We start from the raw sequence: 19,366 nt of genomic DNA, 5'->3' as shown, positions 1-19,366 counted from the left end.
CGAATGCATCGCAATGTTAGACGTGGCCCGTGAGGCGCCTCAAGAACGGCGGCGTATGCGGCCGGTCAAATCACGTATGGGCACGGCCAACCGCCGGCCTGGGCGCGCGCAACGCCCCCCCCCCGCGCCGGGTGTCGGCCGGCGCGGCGGGCTCTCGTGGCGCGGGGAAGTCGGGGTCAGGGCGCCGTGGCCAGCAACCCGTCGGGCCTGCCCTCGGTTTCGCTGGCACGGCCAACCTGGCGCGGCGGATAGCCGTACTTGCGCTTGAACGCGATGGAGAAGTTGGAGGAGTGGGCATAGCCCACGGCATACGCCGCCTCGGCGACCGTCCACCGGCCGCTCTCCAGCGAGGCGTGGGCGATCTCCAGGCGCAGGTCGCGCAGGAAGCCGAGAACCGGGATGCCAAAAGCCCGCGGGAACTTGGCCTTCAGCGACGAGGCGCTGATCCCCGCCAGACGGGCCAGCGAGGCCAGACTGTGCCCGGCGAAGGGGTCCATCTCCATCGCCTGGCGGGCCGCCCAGACGGCATCCAGATCGCGCGGACGCAGCGCCGAGGCGGTCTGTTGGTGGGCCGTGCCCAGACTGTCAGCCAGCAGGCCAAGGGCCAGGCTTTCCGCCCGCAGGGCGCGCAGACCGTCGGACGGGCCGGCGTTGTTCATAAGGGTGCGCAAGGCCTCGCGCATGGCCGCCGACAGCGGATGGCTGCCCAGTCCGGGACTTCCAGCGGGCAGGCTGGCCAGCGGCAGGTCGGCCCCGCTCAGCCAGTCGACCGAGGCATGCAGGATCGCCAGCCGCCCCTGGAACCCCTTCATGGTCCGACCGCCCAGGCTGAACGCCCGGTCGGCGGCGACCACCAGGCAGCAGCCCGGGGCGGGGCCGAGCCGCTGATCGACCCGGGCCATGTCCGGCGTGCCGTCGATCATCGCCGCCAGCATCACCCCCGCCGGGTACTGCGCCTCGCCCCGCACCTCGGTCAGGGTGGACAGGTTGCCCAGGGTCAAGGTCAGGCCGGGATGCAGTGGAAACACCTCCAGATGGCCACGGGCCACGGTGTGCTCCAGCGCCCCGTCCTCGCCGGCGCCATCGACATGGTAGCGGCCCCAGGTGACGCCGAAGCGCCGCGTCACCGGGGTCATCAGATCATTCAGGGTGAGGCTGTTCATGGGATGTCCGGCTGACGGTCGGGCACGGCCGGGAAGACTCCGGCAGGCGGGGGCTCCCATCGGATCAGAATTGCGAGCCGCTCGCAACAGAAGCCGGGGCAGCACGACCAAAGCCGGTCGCACAACCTTCCATGTTCCCGCCCCTCTGCCGGTCAGCCGGGCCCCCTGGTCGGCGTGCGCGCCGATGGCACCGATGGGGCGGATCAGGGCCCAACCAACCCTGCGCCAAAACGATGGACACCTCCGTTAGGGCCTGGCCGGATGCCGAGCCAGCCCTGGAGCGATGCGGAGAACGACCTGATCGTCGCGGATTATTTCGCGATGCTGGCCGACGACATCCTGGGCCGCCCCTACAGCAAGGCGGCGCATCGGCGGGCCCTGCTGCCCCGGCTGGATGGCCGCTCCGAGGCCTCGGTCGAGTTCAAGCACCAGAACATCAGCGCCGTTCTGAAGGGGCTCGGCGAGGACTGGATGGCGGGCGACAAGCCGGCCTTCAACTTCCAGGCCTCGCTGGTCGATGCGGTGGCACGCTGGCTGATGCTGAACCCGGCGTGGCTCGCCCGCCCGCCTCCCGCCCGCCCGGACAGGGAGCTTCAGGAAGCCGCGCCGCTGTGGATCGCCCCACCGCCCACCCTGCCCAACCAGCCGCCGCCACAGGAACCGGAGCAGATGCCGCACATCGCCCGGCGGTTCGACGTTGCCGGGCGGGACGCGCGGAACCGGCAGCTCGGTCGCGCCGGCGAAGCCCGGGTGCCGGCCCACGAGCGGGCCACGCTGCACGCCCTCGGCCGCGCCGATCTGGCGCGGAAGGTGCGCTGGGTGGCCGAGGAGGACGGCGATGGCGCGGGCTACGACATCGCCAGTTTCGCGCCGGATGGTCGGGCCCGCCTGATCGAGGTGAAGACGACCAACGGATGGGAACGGACGCCCTTCCACATCACCCGCAACGAGTTGGCGGTGGCCGACGCGCAGCGGGCCGAATGGTGCCTGTTCCGTCTGTGGAATTTCGCGCGCGCGCCCTTGAGCACGTCGCGGTTATCTGGGGTCACTTTGTGACCCCAGATAACCGCGACGTGCTCTGAATTATTGAATCGATAGCGTTTTGCGAACCGGACCCCAGAAGCCAGTGATTCCGTTTTGGCGCAAAACGCTAGGCGTTCGAGCCGCATCCGCCGCTCGATGCCCACGTCACGCTCACCGCGACGACCTTCGTGGCCGGCTTCCACTGACGCCCCGCCACGACCGGCGGGCCGCCCGCCTGATCGGTGCCCCCGGAGCGGGGGAGGCGGGGCAGAGCGCCCCCTACCCCTCCTCGGACAGCGCCTTGAGGCGGCTTTCCACGTCGCGGCGCACCTCGTGGTCCTCGGGCAGCAGGTCGCGCAGGGGCTGCCAGTAGGTGCGCGCCGCCTCGGTCTTGCCGGTCATCGCCGCCTCCAGGCCCAGGAAGTAGAGGGCGTTGGGGTTGTTCGGCTGAAGGGCGTGGACATCGCGCATGATGTCGAACACCCGGGGCGGGAACTCGGCCTCGCCGCGCTCCTGGGAGTCCTTGAGGATGGCCATGGCGTAGGACAGTTGGGCCTCGACGTTCTCCGGCTCCAGCCGCACGATGTTCTGGTGTGCCTCAATGGCCTTGGCCGGCCGGCCCAGCACGTCGTAGGAGCGGGCCAATTTCCGCCAGCCTTCCACGTCGTCCGGGGTTTCGGCCATCGTCGCTTCCAGGTTGCCGACCATGGTCTCGATCTGGGCCAACTCCTCCTCGCTGAAGCGGCCACCGCCGGGCAGTGCCTGACCCTGGCCCCGGGGCGACGGGGCCGGCATCTCGGGCGGCGGCTCGCCGGCCAGTTGCAGCGGGTGTTGCGGGGTCACCGCCTCCGGGTCGAGGCCACTGTCCGCCACGGTCTCCTGGATGCGTTTCTGGAGGACCTCCATCCACGGCGCGTCATCGGGCGAGTCGCGCTCCAGGTCGCGCCAGATGGCCAGGGCCGCCTCGGGCTCGTCGGCCTGGACCCGGCCCAGCCCCAGGTAGTAGCGGGCGCGCGGGTCGCGCGGGTCGAGGCGCAGCGCCTCCATGAAGGCCTCGGCGGCCTCGCCGTCCACCGTGCCCTCGGCCTTGGCGACCAGGGCCTCGGCCAGCTCGCTGTACAGGGCGTAGGTCGGCTTGCCGTGCTCCAGGGCACCGCGGTAGGCGCGGATGGCATCGTCGTAGCGCTGGGCCGTGGCATAGGTGCGGCCCAGCATGATCCAGCCCTGGGTATCGGCGGGATTCTTGGCCAGCCGCTGTTCCAACTCGACGGTCAGCGACTCCATGGCCTGCTCGCCGCTGGCCGCCATCTGGGCGGCGCCGTCCGGCTGGTGGCTTTGGGCGCGCAGGGCGAACGGCTGGGCCGGCAGCCCCGGGTTGCCGGTGAAGGCGTACAGGCCGATACCGCCGCCGGGGACCAGGATCAGCAGCCCGATGACCAGCGCCCAGGTGCGGCGCCGCGCGGCCCGGGCCAGACTTTCGTCGTGGAAGTCGGCGTCGAGGCCGTCCTCGCGGGCCGGGCGGGAGCGCTCGGCCACCGCCAGCAGGCGACGCTTCAGCTCGGCCCGGGCGGCCTCGGCCTGATCGATGGTGAGCAGGCCGCGTTCCAGGTCGCGCTCCACCTCGTCGAGCTGGTCGCGGTAGACGCTGAGGTCGTAGTCGCGACGCCGCGCCGCCCGGCTGCCCTGGCCGCGCAACAGCGGCACGACCAGCAGCATGAAGGCCAGCAGGGCAAACAGAACAAAGGAAATCCACACCGAAACCATCAGGCGCGCCCCCCGCGCGACTCGTCATGCCGACCATTGGCGGCGTCATCATGCCGCCCGTTGGCGGCGGCGTCCTCGGCCTCGAGCAGGGCCTGAAGGCGGGCCTCCTCGGACGGGCTGAGCGGCGCCGCCGCCGACTCGCCGCGCCGCCCGCGATAATACATCGCCACCCCGATGCCGCCAGCCACCAGCAGCAGCGGCGGCCCCAGCCACAGCACCCAGGTGGTCGGCTTGAAGGGCGGCTTCATGAGCACGAAATCACCGTAGCGGTCCTGCAGGTAGTCGATGACTTCCTGGTTGCTGTCGCCCTGGCTCAGCCGCTTGCGGACCAGGATGCGCATGTCGCGGGCCAGCGGGGCGTTGGACTCGTCGATCGATTCGCCCTGGCAGACCACGCAACGCAGTTGCTCGCCGATGTCGCGCGCCCGGGCTTCCATCTCCGGATCGTCGAGCATCTCGTCGGGCATCACCGCGCCGGCCGGGGTGGGGGCCAGCAGCAGCGGCCCGGCCAGCCCGAGCATGAGAGCGACCAGCCAAACCGCCAGGGCAGCGCTGGCGCGGGCCGGGACCAGGGGAATCATTGGCGCCTCAAGTCCTCGATCAGGGGTTTCAGGGTTTTCGACCAGACGGTGGGCGTGATCGGACCGCTGTGCTTGTAGCGGATCACGCCGTTCCGATCGACCACGAAGGTTTCCGGCGCCCCGGTCACGCCAAAGGCGATGGCCACCTCGCTGTCCGGGTCGAGGCCGGCCCGGTCGTAGGGGTCGCCGAAGCGTTGCAGCCACTTCATGCCGTCCTCGGGGTTGCGTTCGTTCCAGTCGATGCCGTGGATGGGCACGTCCCCGGTGTTCTTGATGTCGACCAGGAAGGGGTGCTCCTGCACGCAGGCCACGCACCACGAGCCGAAGATGTTGACCAGACTGACCTCGCCCTTCAGGTGCTCGGAGGTCAAGGGCCGGCCGCGCCCGGGCAGCGGCTCCAGGGCGAATTCGGGCACCGGGCGGTCGATCAGCTCGGAGGGCAGCACCTGGCCCGGCGGATCGGCCAGTTGCAGGGCGAAGATGCCGGCCAGCACCAGGAACACGCCGACCGGCAGCAGATACAGCCAGCGTCGTCTGCCCGACGGCGCGGCGGCGGGGGTGTCGCGCATGGGCTTCGGGCCTCCCTACTCGGCCGGCTGGGCGGCGGCGTCGCCGGCCGGGGCGCGGCGCGGCGCGCCGACCCGGTAGCGGCGGTCCGACAGCGACAACAGCCCGCCGGCGGCCATGACCAGACAGCCGTACCACAGCCAGGGGACCAGCGGCTCGAAATAGAGCCGGGTCACGTAGCGGCCCTGATCGTCCGGCTCGCCGATCACGGCGTACAGGTCGTTGAGGAAGGTGGTGTGGATGGCGGCCTCGGTGGTCGGCATGGGCGGCGTGTCGTAGACTCGCCTTTCCGGGGTCATCAGGCCCATCGGCTTGCCATCGCGCGACAGCTCGAAGGTGCCGGTGAGCGACGAGTAGTTGGGCCCATCGGTCAACTCGACCCCGGTCAGGGTGAAGTCGTAGCCGGCCACGTTGACCGTCTCGCCAAGGGCCATGGTCTGCGTCTTTTCCACCTTCCAGCAACTGGAGGCGGTGATGCCGGCGATGACCAGGGCCAGCCCGAAGTGGGCCAGGGTCATGCCATAGGCCGAGCGCGGCAGGCTGGTCGCCTTGCTGAGCGAGCGGCCGAGCGGCAGGCGGAACAGCTTGATGCGCTCGGCGTACTCGACCAGCGTGCCGACCGCCAGCCAGACGGCCAGGGCCATGCCGAAGGCGCCCATCACCTCGTCCAGCCCGCCACCGACGACCACGAAGGTGGCGGCGAAGGCGGCCGCCGACAGGCCGGCGGCCAGCCACAGCCGCTTCAGGGCGCCGGGCAGGTCGCCGCGCTTCCAGCCGAGCAGCGGGCCGATCGCCATGGCGGCGATCATGGGCACCATCAGGGGCACGAAGACGGCGTTGTAGAACGGCCCGCCGACCGACACCTTGCCCAGGTCGAGGGCCTCGGCGATCAGCGGATAAAGAGTGCCCAGCAGCACCGTGGCGGCGGCCGTGCTCATCAACAGGTTGTTCAGAAGCAGGCTGCCCTCGCGCGACACCGGGGCGAACAGCCCGCCGCCCTTGAGGGCCGGGGCGCGGATGGCGAACAGGGTCAGCGAGCCGCCGATGGTGAAGATCAGCAGCAGCAGGATGAAGATGCCGCGCGTCGGATCGCTGGCGAACGAGTGCACGCTGGTCAACACCCCGGAGCGGACCAGGAAGGTGCCGAGCAGGCTGAGCGAGAAGGTGATGATGGCGAGCAGGATGGTCCAGCTTTTCAGGGTGTCGCGCTTCTCCACCACGGCCGCCGAGTGGAGCAGCGCCGTGCCGGCCAGCCAGGGGATGAAGCTGGCGTTCTCCACCGGGTCCCAGAACCACCAGCCGCCCCAGCCCAGCTCGTAATAGGCCCACCAGCTGCCCAGGCCGATGCCCAGGGTCAGAAAGACCCAGGCGACCAGCGTCCAGGGGCGGATCCAGCGCGCCCAGGCGGCGTCCACCCGGCCCTCGATCAGCGCCGCGATGGCGAACGAGAAGGCCATCGAGAAGCCCACGTAGCCCAGGTAGAGCATGGGCGGATGGAAGGCCAGCCCGGGGTCCTGGAGCAGCGGATTCAAGCCCTCGCCGTTCTGCGGCACCTGGGCCAGACGGACGAAGGGGTTGGAGGTGAACAGGATGAACAGCACGAAGCCGGTGGTGATCATCCCCTGCACCGACAGGGCGCGGGCCTTCAGGCCGGGCGGCAGGTTGCCGCCCATCACCGCGACGGCCAGACTGAACACCGCCAGGATCAGCACCCACAGCAGCATCGAGCCTTCGTGGTTCCCCCACACGCCGCTGATCTTGTAGAGCAGCGGCTTGTCGGTGTGGCTGTTGGCCGCCACGTTGGCCAGCGAGAAGTCGCTGACCACATAGGACCAGGTCAGGCAGACGAACGACACCGTGACCAGGATGAACATCACCACCGCCGCCGGGCGGGCCAGGGCGACCCACTCGGGAATGCCGCGCTGCGCCCCGACCAGCGGCACCACCGACTGGACCAGCGACACCATCAGGGCCAGGACCAGGGCGAAATGGCCCAGTTCGGGGACCATGTAGGTGATCATTGCGTGGCTCCGTTCAGCACTTGGCCGCTGACCGGGTCGGTCAGGGCCCCGTCCGCGTTGACGTGGTCGGCCCCGCCTTCGTTCCAGCGGCCCGATTCCTTGAGGGCGTCGGCCACCTCGGGCGGCATGTAGTTCTCGTCGTGCTTGGCCAGCACCTCGTCGGCGACGAACACCCCGTCGCTGCCCAGCTTGCCCTCGGCGACCACCCCCTGCCCCTCGCGGAACAGGTCGGGCAGGATGCCGGTGAAGAGCACCGGCACCTCGGCATCCAGGTCGGTGACCACGAAGCGGGCGACCTGCCCGTTGACCTCGACGGTGCCATCGGCGACCAGCCCGCCCAGCCGGAAGCGGCGGTCCGGGGTGATCTGTTTGCTGTCCAGGTCGCGCGGGCTGTAGAAGAAGACCAGATTGTCCTCGAAGGCGGCCAGCACCAGGGCGGTGGCCGCCCCCAGGGCCAGCATGGCCACCCCGGCAACGTACAGGCGACGACGCTTGCGCGACATCCTAGCCATGATCCGCCTCGGCTGATGAAGAGGGAGAGGACGCGGCGCGACGGGCCTCGCGCGCCGCCTGCAACTGGCCGAGCAGGCGCTCGTTGCGGCGCATGCCCTGGCGGGTGATGACCACCAGCCCGACCAGCAGGACCACGGCCAGCCCGTAGCTGGGCCAGACGTAGGCGGCATAGCCGCCCATGTTCAGGAATTCTTGTACGGCGTCCACGTTCAAGACCTCGAAGGGCTTGATGACACGAAGGATGACCGGCGCCGGCCGTCTTCCAAGGGTGGGCGGGGCCGGCCGCCTTCTTAAGAATGGTCGGCGCCAGCCGACCGGGCGGCAGCCTATCGCCGTGGTCGGAGTGGGGAAACTAACAATTTGGTCATCTGCCGACCCCGCCGACTGGGAGGCCCTGGCCAGTGCCGAGGCCAAGACCAATCCCCGCCTGCGGGCCGACTACGGGCGCCTTGATCTGGTCCCGCCCGGGCGCCGGGTGGGCGGCCCCGGGGCGAGCTGCCTGATGGCCCCGTTCGTCCATGTCTCGACCGATCGACCGGGCCGCTTCACCGATGGCAGCCACGGCGTCTACAGCGCCGGCAACCGCGCGGAGGTGGCGCTGCGCGAGGTCGCCCATCACCACGGGCGGGCCATGGCAGCGACCGACGAAACCCCGGGATGGACCTCCCGGTTCCGCCAGTTGATCGGCCACATCGACCGCGAGTTGCACGATCTGTCGGCGGTGTCGGAAGTCCTTGCCCCTGATGACCATGGCCCGGGGCAGGCTCTGGGCCGGGCCTTGCGGGCCGCCGGCTCGGACGGGGTCCATTACCCCAGCGTGCGCTGCCCGGGCGGCCAGTGCATCGGCGTCTTCTGGCCCGACGTGCCGCCGGTGCCGATCCAGGGCACCCACTGCGATTTCCACTGGGATGGCCAGCGGGTCGACCGGGTGCGGGATCGCGGCAGCGGCCGGCTGTTCGCGCTGTAGGGCCAATCCTCGGCGATCCGGGCCGGATCGCCGAGGATTTGCTTTAGGTGGCCCCGGCGTGGACCTCGGCGAGGCGGGCCGAGCGCAGTTTGGCCGCCGCGATCTCGCCGCGCATGGCCCACAGCAGCACGGTCAGATAGTAGAACTTGAAGGCCAGCGCCATGACCAGCAGCGGGATCAGGATCGGCGTGTCGATGGTCGGGCCGTCCATGCGGAACACCGCCGCCGGCTGGTGCAGGGTGTTCCACCAGTCGACCGAGAACTTGATGATCGGCACATTGACCGCGCCGACCAGGGCCAGCACGGCGCCCGCCTTGGCGCCCCGCCCGGGGTCGTCGAAGGCGTTCACCAGCGCCATGTGGCCGAGGTAGAGGAAGAGCAGCACCAGCATCGAGGTGAGGCGGGCATCCCAGACCCACCAGGCGCCCCACATCGGCTTGCCCCACAGTGCCCCGGTGACCAGACAGATGACCGTGAACACCGCCCCCACCGGGGCCGAGGCCTTGGCCGCGATGTCGGCCAGCGGGTGCTTCCAGACCAGTGCCACGAAGCTGGCCACGGCCAGACCGATGTAGCAGAACAGCCCCATCCAGGCGGCCGGCACGTGGACGTACATGATGCGCACCGTCTCGCCCTGCTGATAGTCGGGTGGCGAGTTGAACAGCGCCATGTACAGGCCGACCGCCGTCAACAGCACCGTGGCCCACAGGCTGTAGGGCAGGATCGCGTTGGCGATCTTCAGGAACCGGGCGGGATTGGCATAGCGATGCATGACAGCCTCTGACGACAGCGAAAACCGACGCACTCTACTCCCATGGCCTCGGCGCGGCCAACCGCAAAGGGGCGCTGCCCCTTTGAAACCCCGCCGGGGGACCCAGAGGGTCCCCCGGACCCCCGCCATGACCTGAAATCCTTCGGAGGGGGCGCGCCCCCTCCGGAGGATTTCAACTCGTGGAGGGGTCCGGGGAAGCCCTGCTTCCCCGGCGGGGGTTCCAAGGGGGCAGCGCCCCCTTGGGGCCGGCTACTCCGTCGCCTGCCGAAGCGCGGCGGCGGTGGCCAGCGGGCACAGCGCGCCGGCGGCCAGCAGGAAGGCGCCGAGGATCTTGATCTGGGCCCCGGTCTCGAAGCCCTGCACGGCGGCATCGACCGCCGAGACGCCGAAGATCAGCACCGGCACGTAGAGCGGCAGGACCAGCAGCGACAGCAGCACCCCGCCCCGCCGGGCGCCCAGCACCAGGGCGGCGCCGACCGAGCCGATCAGGCTGAGCACCGGGGTGCCCAGGGCCATGGCGGCGATCAGGATCAGGAAGCCGTCGGGGCTCATCTGCAGAAGGACGGCGAGCAGCGGCGCGGCGACGATCAGCGGCAGGCCGGTGGTCAGCCAGTGGGCGGTCACCTTGCCCAGCACCAACAGGAACAGCGGCACCGGCGAGGCGACCAAAAGGTCCAGGCTGCCGTCCTCGTAGTCGGTCTGGAACAATCGGTCGAGCGACAGCATCGAGGCGAGCAGGGCCATCACCCACAGCACCCCGGCGCTGATGCGCTCCAGCACCCCGGGTTCGGGGCCGACGCCGAAGGGAAACAGGATGACGGTGAGCACGAAGAAGGTGACCACCATCAGGCTGTCGCTGCCCTGGCGCAGGGCCAGACGCAACTCGCGGCGGATCAGGTCGAGCAGCAGCCCCATCTCGGCTCCCCGCTAAAGGTGGTGAAGGTCGAAGGTGGTGGTGCCCGGATCAACGGCGAAGCGATCCATGTAGAGCTCGCCGGCGCCCGGCAGGTCGACCGGGGCGTGGGTCGACAGCACGACCATGCCGCCGTCGGCCCGGTGCCGGGCGAGCAGGGCCTCGAAGCGGGCGATGGTCGCCTTGTCGAGGGCCGTGGTCGGCTCGTCGAGCAGCCACAGCGGCGCCGGGGCCAGCAGCAGGCGGGCCAGATTGAGGCGCCGCTTCTGCCCGGCGGAGAGCATCTTGCCCGGGGTGGCGGCCAAGCGGGCGATGTCGAGCGCCGCCAGGGCGTCGGCCACGGCGGTTTCCAGCGCGGCCCCGGAAAGGCCATAGAGCTGGCCCCAGAAGGCCAGGTTCTCGGCCGCCGAGAGGACCGGTTTCACGGCATCCAGGTGGCCCACATAGCGCGCCTTGCGACCGTGCGTCTCGCGGTCGGCGAAGACCTCCTCGCCATCCACCGTGAGGCGCCCGGCGGCGGGGCGCAACAGGCCCGCCAGCAGGCGCAGGAAGCTCGACTTGCCGGAGCCGTTGGGGCCCAGCAGCAGCACCGCCTGCCCGGCCTTGAGCGTCAGGTCGAGGCCGGCGAAGACCACCCGTTCGCCGCGCACGCACATCAGGTCGCGGGCTTCAAGGACGGGGGCGGGATCGGACATGGGCGGCTCGGTGACGGCAAGGGGTACGGAACGCGGGCCGGCACTGGGCCCGGGTGTCCGCCTTCATAGGGTTTTTTGCCCGACCATGCCAGGGCTCAGGGAATATGGCGCATGATCCAACCGCCGCCCCGGGGCGTAATGGGGGGCGCTTGACGGGCCACCCCGCGGGGTCCGACCCTGTTGCCTTCTTCCCACCCCCGCGCCCGGAGCCCGCCCATGCCCGCCGACAGCCCCTTCCTGTTCGCCCTCAAGACCGACCCCGACCGCTTTCTCGGCGCCCTTGGCACGGCCGAGCTCAGGACCCTGGCCGGCCAATGCATCGACAAGCTGGCGGCGCGGGCGATGGGTGGCGACACCGAGTCGGCCGGCGCCCTGATGATCCTTTATCGGCAGATCGGCGAAGTGGAGTGCTGAGCCGGCCTGCCGCGCAAATTGCACGGCGCGCCCGCCGGCGCTTTTATTTCCATTATTAAGCGCACCCCGCGGTCCTCCGACACGCGTTTGCTCAATGCCGCCAAATCTGCTATGGACTTATTCTGAAGTGCTTTGTGTACAACGAATCCCCGACAACCGCTTCAACCACCCGGGACACCCTCACACATGGCCACGTCAACGGCTTCCCTGACCGGCGTCGAGCGCACCTTCGACCCCGACGACATCATTGTCAGCAAGACCGACCTCAAGGGTCGGATCCTCTATGGCAACAAGGTGTTCATCGACATCTCGGGCTATGCCGAGAAGGAACTGATGGGGGCGCCGCACAGCATTCTGCGCCATCCGCACATGCCACGCGCCATCTTCAAGCTGCTCTGGGAGACCATCCAGGACGGCCGCGAGATTTTTGCCTACGTGGTCAACCGCTGCAAGAACGGCGACTACTACTGGGTGTTCGCCCACGTCACCCCGAGCTTCACCGACCAGGGCGAGGTGATCGGCTACCACTCCAGCCGCCGGGTCCCGGAGCCGGCCAAGCTGGAGAAGATCAAGCCCTTGTACCGCAGCATGCTGGACGAGGAAAAACGTCACGCCAACGGCAAGGATGGGATGGCCGCCAGCTACCGCCTGCTGACCGAAACGCTGGCCGCCAAGGGATTGACCTACGATGCTTTCATCTTCTCTCTCTAAGGCCCGGCTGGCCCTGCTCGGGGTGATGGTGCTGGCCGTCGCCGGCGAGGCCGCCGGCGTCCTGCTGGGCGGCCCGACGGGGCAGAGCACGGCGCTGGTCGGGGCCGGGCTGTCGCTGGTCCTGGCGGCCTACGCCTTGTTCCTGCTGCGGCGCACCGAGCGCACCATCGGCGACTGCCGCAAGGTGCTGGAGAAGGGTGCGCGCGGCCGCTTCGAGGAGCGCGTCCTGGGCATCACCGAGGGCGGCGACCTGGGCGCCTTCATGCACGCCACCAACGACCTTCTGGACCGCACCGACGCCTTCGTGCGCGAAGCCGCCGCCTCGCTGGAATACGTGCGCGACAACAAGTACTTCCGGCGCATCATCTCGCGCGGCATGCAGGGCAGCTTCCTGCACTCGGCAGGCGTCATCAACGCCGCCTCGGGGGCCATCGAGGATCGCGTCAAGGCGTTCGGCGGGGTCGCCGACACCTTCGAGGCCAACCTGCGCGGCGTGGTCGAGGAACTGGGCCAGTCGGCCTCCAGCCTGTCGACCACCAGCCAGGCGCTGGCCCATTCATCGACCGACGCCAGCCGGCGCACCGAGCGGGTGCGCGATGCCTCGGCCCAGGCCAGCGAGCACGCCGCCATGGTCGCCGCGGCGGCCGAGGAGTTGCACGCCGCGATCACCGAGATCAGCGGCCAGATGGGGCGCTCCAACGAGATCGCCCAGCAGGCCACCGCACAGGCCGAGCAGACCAGCGCCCAGGTGACCAAACTGACCGAGGCCGCCCAGCGCATTGGCGAGGTGGTCGGCCTGATCACCGACATCGCCAACCAGACCAACCTTCTGGCCTTGAACGCCACGATCGAGGCGGCGCGGGCCGGCGAGGCCGGCAAGGGCTTCGCGGTGGTCGCCGGCGAGGTCAAGACCCTGGCCACCCAGACCGCCAAGGCGACCGAGGAAATCGGTCAACACGTGGCGGCCATCCAGGCGGCCACCGAGGGCTCGGTTCAGGCGATCGGCGAGATCACCCGGGTGGTCGGCGAGCTGAGCGCCATCTCCGGCGCCGTGGCGGCGGCGGTGGAGGAACAGAACGCCGCCACCCAGGAGATCGCGCGCAGCGTCCAGTCGGTTTCCGGGGCGGTTGACGAGGTCTCGGAGAACATCGCCCAGGTGGCCGAGGCGGTGGCCCTGACCGATGCCTCGGCGCGCGAGGTGAGCGGCGCCTCGAGCGAACTGGACAGCCAGTCGGGCGAGTTGAACGACCGCATGATCGACTTCATGAAGGAACTGAAGACGGTGGTCTGACCGCCGCGTCCCTCCCGCGCCAGGGCCCCCCCGCCGCGTCACCGCCAGCCCAGGGCCGGCGGTCGACCGCGCCGGGCTCACACTTTGAAGTACTTGGCCTCCGGGTGCAGCGTGACGATGGCCGAGGTGGACTGCTCGGGATGGAGCTGGTCCTCGTCGCTCATGGTGATGCCGATCGCCTCGGCCCCCAGCAGTTCCAGGATGCGCGCCTGATCTTCCAGATTGGGGCAGGCCGGGTAGCCGAAGGAGTAGCGCGCCCCCCGGTAGTGCTGCTTCAGCACCGCCTCGATGGTCGGCCCCTCCTCGGCCGCGAAGCCCAGCTCGGCGCGGATGCGCTTGTGGGTCACCTCGGCCAGCGCCTCGGCCATCTCCACCGACAGCCCGTGCAGGTACAGATAGTCCTTGTAGCGGTTGTCGGCGAACCACTGGCGCGCCACCTCCGACGCCTTCTGGCCCATGGTCACCACCTGCAGGGCACAGATGTCGCGCTCGGGCTGGCGGATGTCGCGGAAGAAGTCGGCCAGACACAGCCCGTCGGCGCGGCGCTGGCGCGGGAAGGAGAAACGGGCCAACTCGGTGGTCCCGTCGGGCTCGAACAGCACCACCGTGTCGCCGTCGCTGGCGCAGCGGTAGTAGCCATAGGCGGCCGCCGGCTGAAGAATCTCCTCGGCCTCGCAGCGGGCGACCATGTCGGCCAGGATGGGGCGCAACTCCTGGCGCGCCCACTCCTTCCACTGGGCCAGCGTGCGGCCCTGCTTCTTGAAGCCCCACTGGAACTGGAACAGCATGGTCTCGCTGATGTAGGGGACCAGGCTGCGCGGGCTGATGTCGGTGATCCGGGTGGCGCCCAGGAAGGGCGGTTCGGGCACCTGATGCCCGGCGGCCAGATCCTGCCGGCGGGCGGTGATCTCCGGCCAGTCCCACTCCACCGGGCGCTCGGTGATGCCCTTGGCGCGATCCGCCTCGCCCGGCTGGTTCTCGTTGGCCGCCGAGGGGGCCGCCGAGGGGGCAGCGGTGGGGGCGGCCCCGTCGTCGGGCGGCCCGCCGGCCGGCGCGTTGGCCGGCCACGCGCGCTTGGCCTGGGCGGCGCGACAGTGCTCGACAAAGCTGCCCTCGCCCACCTTGGCCATCAGGGTCAGGCCATCGAAGGCATCGCGGGCATAGGCCACGGCGCCCTCCCCATAGGCCGCCGAGCAGTCGCTCTCCACGTACTTGCGGGTCAGCGCGGCGCCGCCCAGCAGCACCGGCAGGTTCAGGCCCTGGCGGGTCATCTCCTCCAGGTTCTCGCGCATGATGACGGTCGACTTGACCAGCAGGCCGCTCATCCCCACGGCGTCGGCGTCGTGTTCGCGGGCCGCCTCGATGATCGCCGTCACCGGCTGCTTGATGCCCAGGTTGACCACCTTGTAGCCGTTGTTGGACAGGATGATGTCGACCAGGTTCTTACCGATGTCGTGCACGTCGCCCTTCACCGTGGCCAGCACCAGGGTGCCCTTGGCCTGACCGTCGACCTTCTCCATGTGCGGTTCCAGGTGGGCCACGGCGGCCTTCATGGTCTCGGCCGCCTGGAGCACGAAGGGAAGCTGCATCTGGCCCGAGCCGAACAGCTCGCCGACCACCTTCATGCCGGCCAGAAGGTGGGTGTTGATGATGTCCAGCGGAGGGATGGTCTTCAGCGCCTCGTCAAGGTCGTCCTCCAGCCCCTGGCGGTCGCCATCGACGATGCGCCGCTCCAGGCGCTGTTCGATGGTCAGGTTCTCCACCGCCTCGCGCTCGGCCTCCAGGGTCTTGTCCTGGAACAGCTCGATGAAGGCCGACAGCGGATCATGGCCCTCGCGGCGGCGGTCGAAGATCAGGTCCTCGGCCGCCTCGACCTCGGCCGGGTCGAGCTTGTGCAAGGGCTTGATCTTGGACAGGTGGACGATCGCCCCGGTCATCCCGGCCTTCACCGCGTGGTGCAGGAAGACGCTGTTCAGGGCGTGCCGGGCCACCGGCTTCAGGCCGAAGGAGACGTTGGACAGGCCGAGGATGATCTGCACCTCGGGCATTTCCTCGGCGATGCGCTGGATGGCCTCCAGGGTTTCCAGGGCCAGCCGGCGGTCGTCCTGGTTGCCGGTGCAGATGGTGAAGGTCAGGGGGTCGAAGATCAGGTCCGAGGCCGGCAGGCCGTGTTGGTTGACGGCGAAATCATACAGCCGGCGGGCGATCCTGAGCTTGCTCTCGGCATCCTTGGCCATGCCCTCCTCGTCGATGGTCAGGGCGATCACCGAGGCGCCGAACTTGCGGGCCAACTCCAGGCGCCGGGCCGCCGTCTCCTCGCCGTCCTCGAAGTTGATGGAGTTGAGGATGGCCTTGCCGCCATACAGCTTCAGCGCCGCCTCCAGGACCGGGGTCTCGGTGGAATCGATGACCAGCGGCGTCGTCACCTGACCGCGCAGCCGGCTGACCACCTCGGTCATGTCGCGGATCTCGTCGCGGCCGACGAAGGCGGTGCAGACGTCCAGGGTATGGCTGCCCTCGCGCACCTGCTGGCGGGCCATGGCGGTGATGGCGTCCCAGTCCTCGGCCTCCTGGAGGTCGCGGAACTTCTTCGAGCCGTTGGCGTTGCAGCGCTCGCCAATGGACAGGAAGGCGTTTTCCTGGCGCAGCGGCATCTGGTTATAGAGCGAGGCCACCGAGGGCACCCAGTGCACCGTGCGCTCGACCGGCGCCGGGCGGGGCGCGCCCAGCTCGCGCAGCATGGCATCGACGGCGCTGATGTGCTCCGGCGTGGTGCCGCAACAGCCGCCGACCATGTTGACCCCGTACTCGGTGACGAAACGGCGATGCCAGTCGGCCAGCTCGCGCGGGGTCAGTGGGTAGTAGGTCTGCCCGTCGCGCAGCTCGGGCAGGCCGGCGTTGGGCTGCACCGAGATCAGCCCCGGCCAGTTCTCGGCCAGCCAGGAGATGTGCTCGGCCATTTCCTGCGGTCCGGTGGCGCAGTTCAGGCCCATGCTGTCGACCCCCAGGCTGTGGGCGACGGTGGCGGCGGCGGCGATGTCGGCCCCGACCAAAAGGGTGCCGGTGGTCTCCACGGTCACCTGAAGCAGGATCGGCAGCCACCGCCCGGCCTTGTCGCGGGCGATCTTGGCGGCGTTGATGGCCGCCTTGAACTGCAACGGGTCCTGGCAGGTCTCGATCAGGATGCCGTCGGCCCCGCCGGCGATCAGGCCGTCGCACTGGCGGACCAGCCCGGCCTCCAGGCTGTCGTAGTCGATGTGGCCCAGGCTGGGCAGCTTGGTGCCCGGGCCGATGTCGCCCAGCACGAAGCGCTTCCGTCCGTCGGCGAAGCTGTCCGCCGCCTCGCGGGCCAGTTCCACGGCCCGCTGGTTGAGTTCTTCCGTCTCGCCCTCAAGCCCGAACTCGGCCAGGGTCACCGACGAGCCGCCGAAGGTGTTGGAGAGCACCACGTCCGCCCCGGCGCCATAGTACTGGCGGTGGATGTCGCGGATCACGTCGGGCCGCGAGCGGGTCAGGATCTCGGTGCAGTTCTCCTGGCCCAGGAAATCGTCGGCCACCGACAGGTCCAGCGCCTGGACCAGCGAGCCCATGCCGCCGTCACACAGCAACACATGCTGACGAAGATGGTCGAGAAAGTCGCTCATGGTTTCAGATCCAGACGTTCCAGATGAAGTTCAAGCCGGCCAGGGGAGGGGGCTACCCGCGCCTCACCCCTCGTCCGGGGTCAGGCCCAGGGCCTGGCAGATGGTGGTGGTCAGGTCGGCCCGGTTCAAGGTGTAGAAGTGGATGTGCCCGGCGCCATCGGCAAGCAGGGCGCGACCCAGGTTGCAGGCCACCTCGACGGCGGCCCGGGCGCGCGCCTGCGGGTCGTCGTCGAGGCCGGCGAAGCGGGCGTGCATCCAGTCCGGCACCCGGGTCCCGCAGGCCTGGGAGAATTTGCACACGGTGGCGAAGTTGGCCACCGGCAGGATGCCCGGCGAAATGGGCAGGGTGATGCCGGCGGCGGCCACCCGGTCCATGAAACGGCGGTAGGCGTCGATGTCGAAGAAGTACTGGCTGATCGCCCGGGTGGCTCCGGCATCCTGCTTGCGCTTGAGGTTGTCGAGATCGACCTCGGGCGAGGTGGCCTCCGGGTGCCCTTCCGGATAGGCGGCGACGCTGATCTCGAAATCGTGCAGGCGCTTCAGGCCGTGGATCAGGTCGACGGCATAGGGGTAGCCCTCGGGATGCGGCGTGTAGCGCTCGCCGACGCCTTCCGGCGGATCGCCGCGCAGAGCCACGATGTGGCGGATGCCATCGGCCCAGTAGGCCTTGGCCACGGCGTCCACCTCGTCGCGGCTGGCGGCGACGCAGGTCAGGTGGGCGGCCGGCTCGAGGTCGGTGTCGCGACGGATGCGGGCCACCGTCTCGTGGGTCCGCTCCCGGGTCGAGCCGCCGGCCCCGTAGGTGACCGAGACGAAGGACGGGTGAAGCCCGGCCAGATCGGTCACGGCGCGCCACAACTGGGCCTCCATGGCCTCGGTCTTGGGCGGGAAGAACTCGAAGGAAACGGTGGCCCGGGACGGGGAAGCAGAGGTCACCATGGTTGATCCTTATCTCTTCGGGAAGCGGGTCTCAGGAAGCCGGGTCGGCCGGGCGACGGCCGAGCCACAGCATGACGGTCAGCCGGCCGCCGGGGAAGGCGCGCGGCGGCGCCACCTCAAGGCCGGCCTCGGCCAGCCAGCCGGGCACCTCGGCCTCGGCGAAGCCCAGGCGGCGGTGGTTGTGCACCTCGCGCAGCTCCTCCACGTCGTGGGCCGCGAAGTCGACCACCAGCAGGCGGCCGCCGGGAGCCAGCACGCGCGCCGCCTCGGCGATCACCGCCGCCGGGCGCTCGGCGTAGTGCAGCACCTGATGCAGGGTGATCAGGTCGAAGGCGCCATCGGCATCGGCGATCTGGTACATGTCGCCCTGGCGCAGCCGGCAGTGCCGCAGCCCCGCCTTCTCCAGGTTGTCGCGCGCCACCGCCAGCATGGAGCGCGACAGGTCGATGCCGGTGGCCCGCGCGACCAGCGGCCCCAGCACCTCGAGCAGGCGCCCGGTGCCGGTGCCCAGATCCAGGTAGTCGCGCGCCGGCTCGGCCTTCAGGTGGGCGACCAGGGCGGCCTCGATCTCGGCCTCGTCGACGTGCAGCGAGCGGATGGCGTCCCACACCCCGGCCTGGGCATCGAACCAGGCCTGGGCGCGGGCCGCCCGCTCGGCCTGCACCTCGGCCAGGCGGGCCCGGTCGGCGGCCAGCACCGGATCATCGCCGGGCAGCAGCTCGACGATGGCGCGCGCCGCCTCGGCCCCCGGCCCGGCCAGGGCGGGGCGGTAGAACACCCAGGCCCCCTCGCGCAGGCGTTCGAGCAGACCGGCGGCGCACATCACCTTCAGATGACGCGACACCCGGGGCTGGCTGATGCTCAGGATCTGGGTCAACTCACTCACCGTCAGGTCCGAGCGGGCGCACAGGGCGAGCAGCCGCAGGCGGGTCTCTTCGCCGGCACCGCGCAGGGCGGCCAGGAGGTGGTCCATGGTGGGCATGGGAGGGAACCGCCAGACAAAAGGTAGGGACGCCCGGTGAAACCGCACCGGGCAGGGCCGCGCCGCGCACGGTCAGCGCATGTGGTCAGTGCATATGGCCATCCATATTCTCACTGCATATATACATATAAAGATACCTTTATATCAAGAGCCCTTTATATCGAGCCCCCTTGTGGCGAATGGCGCTGTGGCAAACGCCACGCCGCCCCACCTCGGCTCCACCTCCGCGCGCCCCCTTCACCCCTGCCGTTTGGTGGGGCTTTGCCGCCCACCCCCGGGCATGATAAGACAGCTTCCCGGTCGGCGGCCCATTCCGGGCCCGGCCGGCCATCCGTTCACGCCCGGCCCCGCCGCCCACTCAAATCCGCCCGGCCCGCCGACCATTCCGTTCCGTCCAGCCCCCCGA

Annotated in this window: 18 protein-coding genes; 5 read left to right on the top strand and 13 right to left on the bottom strand. The window is 69.9% G+C overall.

The annotated features are described in order from the left end of the window. Positions 1 to 176: 176 nt before the first annotated feature. Positions 177 to 1,163, bottom strand: a complete 987-nt coding sequence (locus BLR95_RS10840) for a helix-turn-helix transcriptional regulator (RefSeq protein ID WP_143130981.1) — start codon at positions 1,161 to 1,163, stop codon at positions 177 to 179. Positions 1,164 to 1,424: 261 nt separating this feature from the next. Between BLR95_RS10840 and BLR95_RS10835 the strand changes: the two genes are divergently transcribed. After that, entirely contained in the window at positions 1,425 to 2,219 is a 795-nt protein-coding gene (locus BLR95_RS10835; RefSeq protein WP_092619684.1) for a protein NO VEIN domain-containing protein, read from the top strand. 246 nt (positions 2,220 to 2,465) lie between these two features. Here the strand turns inward: BLR95_RS10835 and ccmI are convergent, their stop codons facing one another. Genes ccmI through ccmD form a run of 6 tightly spaced genes read right to left on the bottom strand, consistent with a single transcriptional unit; the run spans position 2,466 to position 7,839 of the window. Further along, positions 2,466 to 3,950 carry a c-type cytochrome biogenesis protein CcmI gene (ccmI, locus tag BLR95_RS10830; RefSeq protein WP_092619681.1) on the bottom strand — a complete coding sequence of 495 codons (1,485 nt, stop codon included), beginning with the start codon at positions 3,948 to 3,950 and terminating at the stop codon, positions 2,466 to 2,468. After that, positions 3,950 to 4,531, bottom strand: a complete 582-nt coding sequence (locus BLR95_RS10825) for a cytochrome c-type biogenesis protein (protein WP_092619678.1) — start codon at positions 4,529 to 4,531, stop codon at positions 3,950 to 3,952. The genes ccmI and BLR95_RS10825 overlap by 1 nt, the downstream gene beginning before the upstream one ends. Further along, complete coding sequence (locus BLR95_RS10820; protein WP_092619676.1) at positions 4,528 to 5,100, bottom strand: DsbE family thiol:disulfide interchange protein; 573 nt, start codon at positions 5,098 to 5,100, stop codon at positions 4,528 to 4,530. Before BLR95_RS10820 ends, BLR95_RS10825 begins: the two co-directional genes overlap by 4 nt. A gap of 15 nt (positions 5,101 to 5,115) precedes the next feature. Then, positions 5,116 to 7,107, bottom strand: a complete 1,992-nt coding sequence (locus BLR95_RS10815; RefSeq protein WP_092619773.1) for a heme lyase CcmF/NrfE family subunit — start codon at positions 7,105 to 7,107, stop codon at positions 5,116 to 5,118. 8 nt (positions 7,108 to 7,115) lie between these two features. Next, on the bottom strand, positions 7,116 to 7,622 hold the full coding sequence (gene ccmE / locus BLR95_RS10810) for a cytochrome c maturation protein CcmE (RefSeq protein WP_092619673.1): 507 nt from the start codon (positions 7,620 to 7,622) through the stop codon (positions 7,116 to 7,118). Between the two features lies 1 nt (position 7,623). Continuing rightward, complete coding sequence (gene ccmD / locus BLR95_RS10805; protein WP_245689448.1) at positions 7,624 to 7,839, bottom strand: heme exporter protein CcmD; 216 nt, start codon at positions 7,837 to 7,839, stop codon at positions 7,624 to 7,626. Positions 7,840 to 7,966: 127 nt separating this feature from the next. Here ccmD and BLR95_RS10800 point away from each other — a divergent pair, with 127 nt between their 5' ends. Next, a complete protein-coding gene (locus BLR95_RS10800; protein WP_245689447.1) occupies positions 7,967 to 8,599 on the top strand; it encodes an RES family NAD+ phosphorylase in 633 nt (210 codons plus the stop codon). A 43-nt stretch (positions 8,600 to 8,642) separates the two neighbouring features. Here BLR95_RS10800 and BLR95_RS10795 read toward each other — a convergent pair whose 3' ends face one another. From BLR95_RS10795 to ccmA, 3 genes are all read right to left on the bottom strand, one after another. Next, positions 8,643 to 9,371, bottom strand: coding sequence for a heme ABC transporter permease (locus tag BLR95_RS10795; RefSeq protein ID WP_092619667.1), 729 nt, complete (start codon positions 9,369 to 9,371; stop codon positions 8,643 to 8,645). Between the two features lie 249 nt (positions 9,372 to 9,620). Continuing rightward, the gene (gene ccmB / locus BLR95_RS10790; RefSeq protein ID WP_092619664.1) at positions 9,621 to 10,286 is read right to left on the bottom strand and encodes a heme exporter protein CcmB; all 666 of its coding nucleotides are present in this window, start codon (positions 10,284 to 10,286) and stop codon (positions 9,621 to 9,623) included. A gap of 12 nt (positions 10,287 to 10,298) precedes the next feature. Beyond that, the gene (gene ccmA / locus BLR95_RS10785; RefSeq protein ID WP_092619661.1) at positions 10,299 to 10,979 is read right to left on the bottom strand and encodes a heme ABC exporter ATP-binding protein CcmA; all 681 of its coding nucleotides are present in this window, start codon (positions 10,977 to 10,979) and stop codon (positions 10,299 to 10,301) included. Positions 10,980 to 11,195: 216 nt separating this feature from the next. On the opposite strand from ccmA, the gene BLR95_RS10780 reads away from it, so the two are divergent. The 3 genes from BLR95_RS10780 to BLR95_RS10770 all read left to right on the top strand — a co-directional run bounded on the left by BLR95_RS10780 (position 11,196) and on the right by BLR95_RS10770 (position 13,395). Beyond that, a complete protein-coding gene (locus BLR95_RS10780) occupies positions 11,196 to 11,393 on the top strand; it encodes a hypothetical protein (RefSeq protein ID WP_092619658.1) in 198 nt (65 codons plus the stop codon). A gap of 186 nt (positions 11,394 to 11,579) precedes the next feature. Continuing rightward, positions 11,580 to 12,104, top strand: coding sequence for a PAS domain-containing protein (locus BLR95_RS10775; protein WP_092619655.1), 525 nt, complete (start codon positions 11,580 to 11,582; stop codon positions 12,102 to 12,104). Next, positions 12,082 to 13,395, top strand: coding sequence for a methyl-accepting chemotaxis protein (locus BLR95_RS10770; protein ID WP_143130980.1), 1,314 nt, complete (start codon positions 12,082 to 12,084; stop codon positions 13,393 to 13,395). The genes BLR95_RS10775 and BLR95_RS10770 overlap by 23 nt, the downstream gene beginning before the upstream one ends. Positions 13,396 to 13,472: 77 nt before the next feature. Here BLR95_RS10770 and metH read toward each other — a convergent pair whose 3' ends face one another. From metH to BLR95_RS10755, 3 genes are all read right to left on the bottom strand, one after another. After that, positions 13,473 to 17,039 carry a methionine synthase gene (metH, locus tag BLR95_RS10765; RefSeq protein ID WP_092619648.1) on the bottom strand — a complete coding sequence of 1,189 codons (3,567 nt, stop codon included), beginning with the start codon at positions 17,037 to 17,039 and terminating at the stop codon, positions 13,473 to 13,475. 63 nt (positions 17,040 to 17,102) lie between these two features. Next, positions 17,103 to 17,978, bottom strand: a complete 876-nt coding sequence (gene metF, locus BLR95_RS10760) for a methylenetetrahydrofolate reductase [NAD(P)H] (protein ID WP_092619645.1) — start codon at positions 17,976 to 17,978, stop codon at positions 17,103 to 17,105. Positions 17,979 to 18,009: 31 nt separating this feature from the next. Continuing rightward, a complete protein-coding gene (locus BLR95_RS10755) occupies positions 18,010 to 18,960 on the bottom strand; it encodes an ArsR/SmtB family transcription factor (protein ID WP_342719904.1) in 951 nt (316 codons plus the stop codon). Positions 18,961 to 19,366: the final 406 nt, after the last annotated feature.

The organism is Roseospirillum parvum (genome assembly GCF_900100455.1).
GTDB lineage: Bacteria > Pseudomonadota > Alphaproteobacteria > Rhodospirillales > Rhodospirillaceae > Roseospirillum > Roseospirillum parvum.
Note: the sequence above shows the minus strand (reverse complement) of the source record. Positions and strands in the feature narration are given on the sequence as shown.

Coding starts and splice junctions, on each gene's coding strand:
- BLR95_RS10840 (WP_143130981.1), bottom strand. CDS start 1,163: ATGAACAGCCTCACCCTGAATGATCTGATGACCCCGGTGACGCGGCGC.
- BLR95_RS10835 (WP_092619684.1), top strand. CDS start 1,425: ATGCCGAGCCAGCCCTGGAGCGATGCGGAGAACGACCTGATCGTCGCG.
- ccmI (WP_092619681.1), bottom strand. CDS start 3,950: ATGGTTTCGGTGTGGATTTCCTTTGTTCTGTTTGCCCTGCTGGCCTTC.
- BLR95_RS10825 (WP_092619678.1), bottom strand. CDS start 4,531: ATGATTCCCCTGGTCCCGGCCCGCGCCAGCGCTGCCCTGGCGGTTTGG.
- BLR95_RS10820 (WP_092619676.1), bottom strand. CDS start 5,100: ATGCGCGACACCCCCGCCGCCGCGCCGTCGGGCAGACGACGCTGGCTG.
- BLR95_RS10815 (WP_092619773.1), bottom strand. CDS start 7,107: ATGGTCCCCGAACTGGGCCATTTCGCCCTGGTCCTGGCCCTGATGGTG.
- ccmE (WP_092619673.1), bottom strand. CDS start 7,622: ATGTCGCGCAAGCGTCGTCGCCTGTACGTTGCCGGGGTGGCCATGCTG.
- BLR95_RS10795 (WP_092619667.1), bottom strand. CDS start 9,371: ATGCATCGCTATGCCAATCCCGCCCGGTTCCTGAAGATCGCCAACGCG.
- ccmB (WP_092619664.1), bottom strand. CDS start 10,286: ATGGGGCTGCTGCTCGACCTGATCCGCCGCGAGTTGCGTCTGGCCCTG.
- ccmA (WP_092619661.1), bottom strand. CDS start 10,979: ATGTCCGATCCCGCCCCCGTCCTTGAAGCCCGCGACCTGATGTGCGTG.
- BLR95_RS10780 (WP_092619658.1), top strand. CDS start 11,196: ATGCCCGCCGACAGCCCCTTCCTGTTCGCCCTCAAGACCGACCCCGAC.
- BLR95_RS10775 (WP_092619655.1), top strand. CDS start 11,580: ATGGCCACGTCAACGGCTTCCCTGACCGGCGTCGAGCGCACCTTCGAC.
- BLR95_RS10770 (WP_143130980.1), top strand. CDS start 12,082: ATGCTTTCATCTTCTCTCTCTAAGGCCCGGCTGGCCCTGCTCGGGGTG.
- metH (WP_092619648.1), bottom strand. CDS start 17,039: ATGAGCGACTTTCTCGACCATCTTCGTCAGCATGTGTTGCTGTGTGAC.
- metF (WP_092619645.1), bottom strand. CDS start 17,978: ATGGTGACCTCTGCTTCCCCGTCCCGGGCCACCGTTTCCTTCGAGTTC.
- BLR95_RS10755 (WP_342719904.1), bottom strand. CDS start 18,960: ATGCCCACCATGGACCACCTCCTGGCCGCCCTGCGCGGTGCCGGCGAA.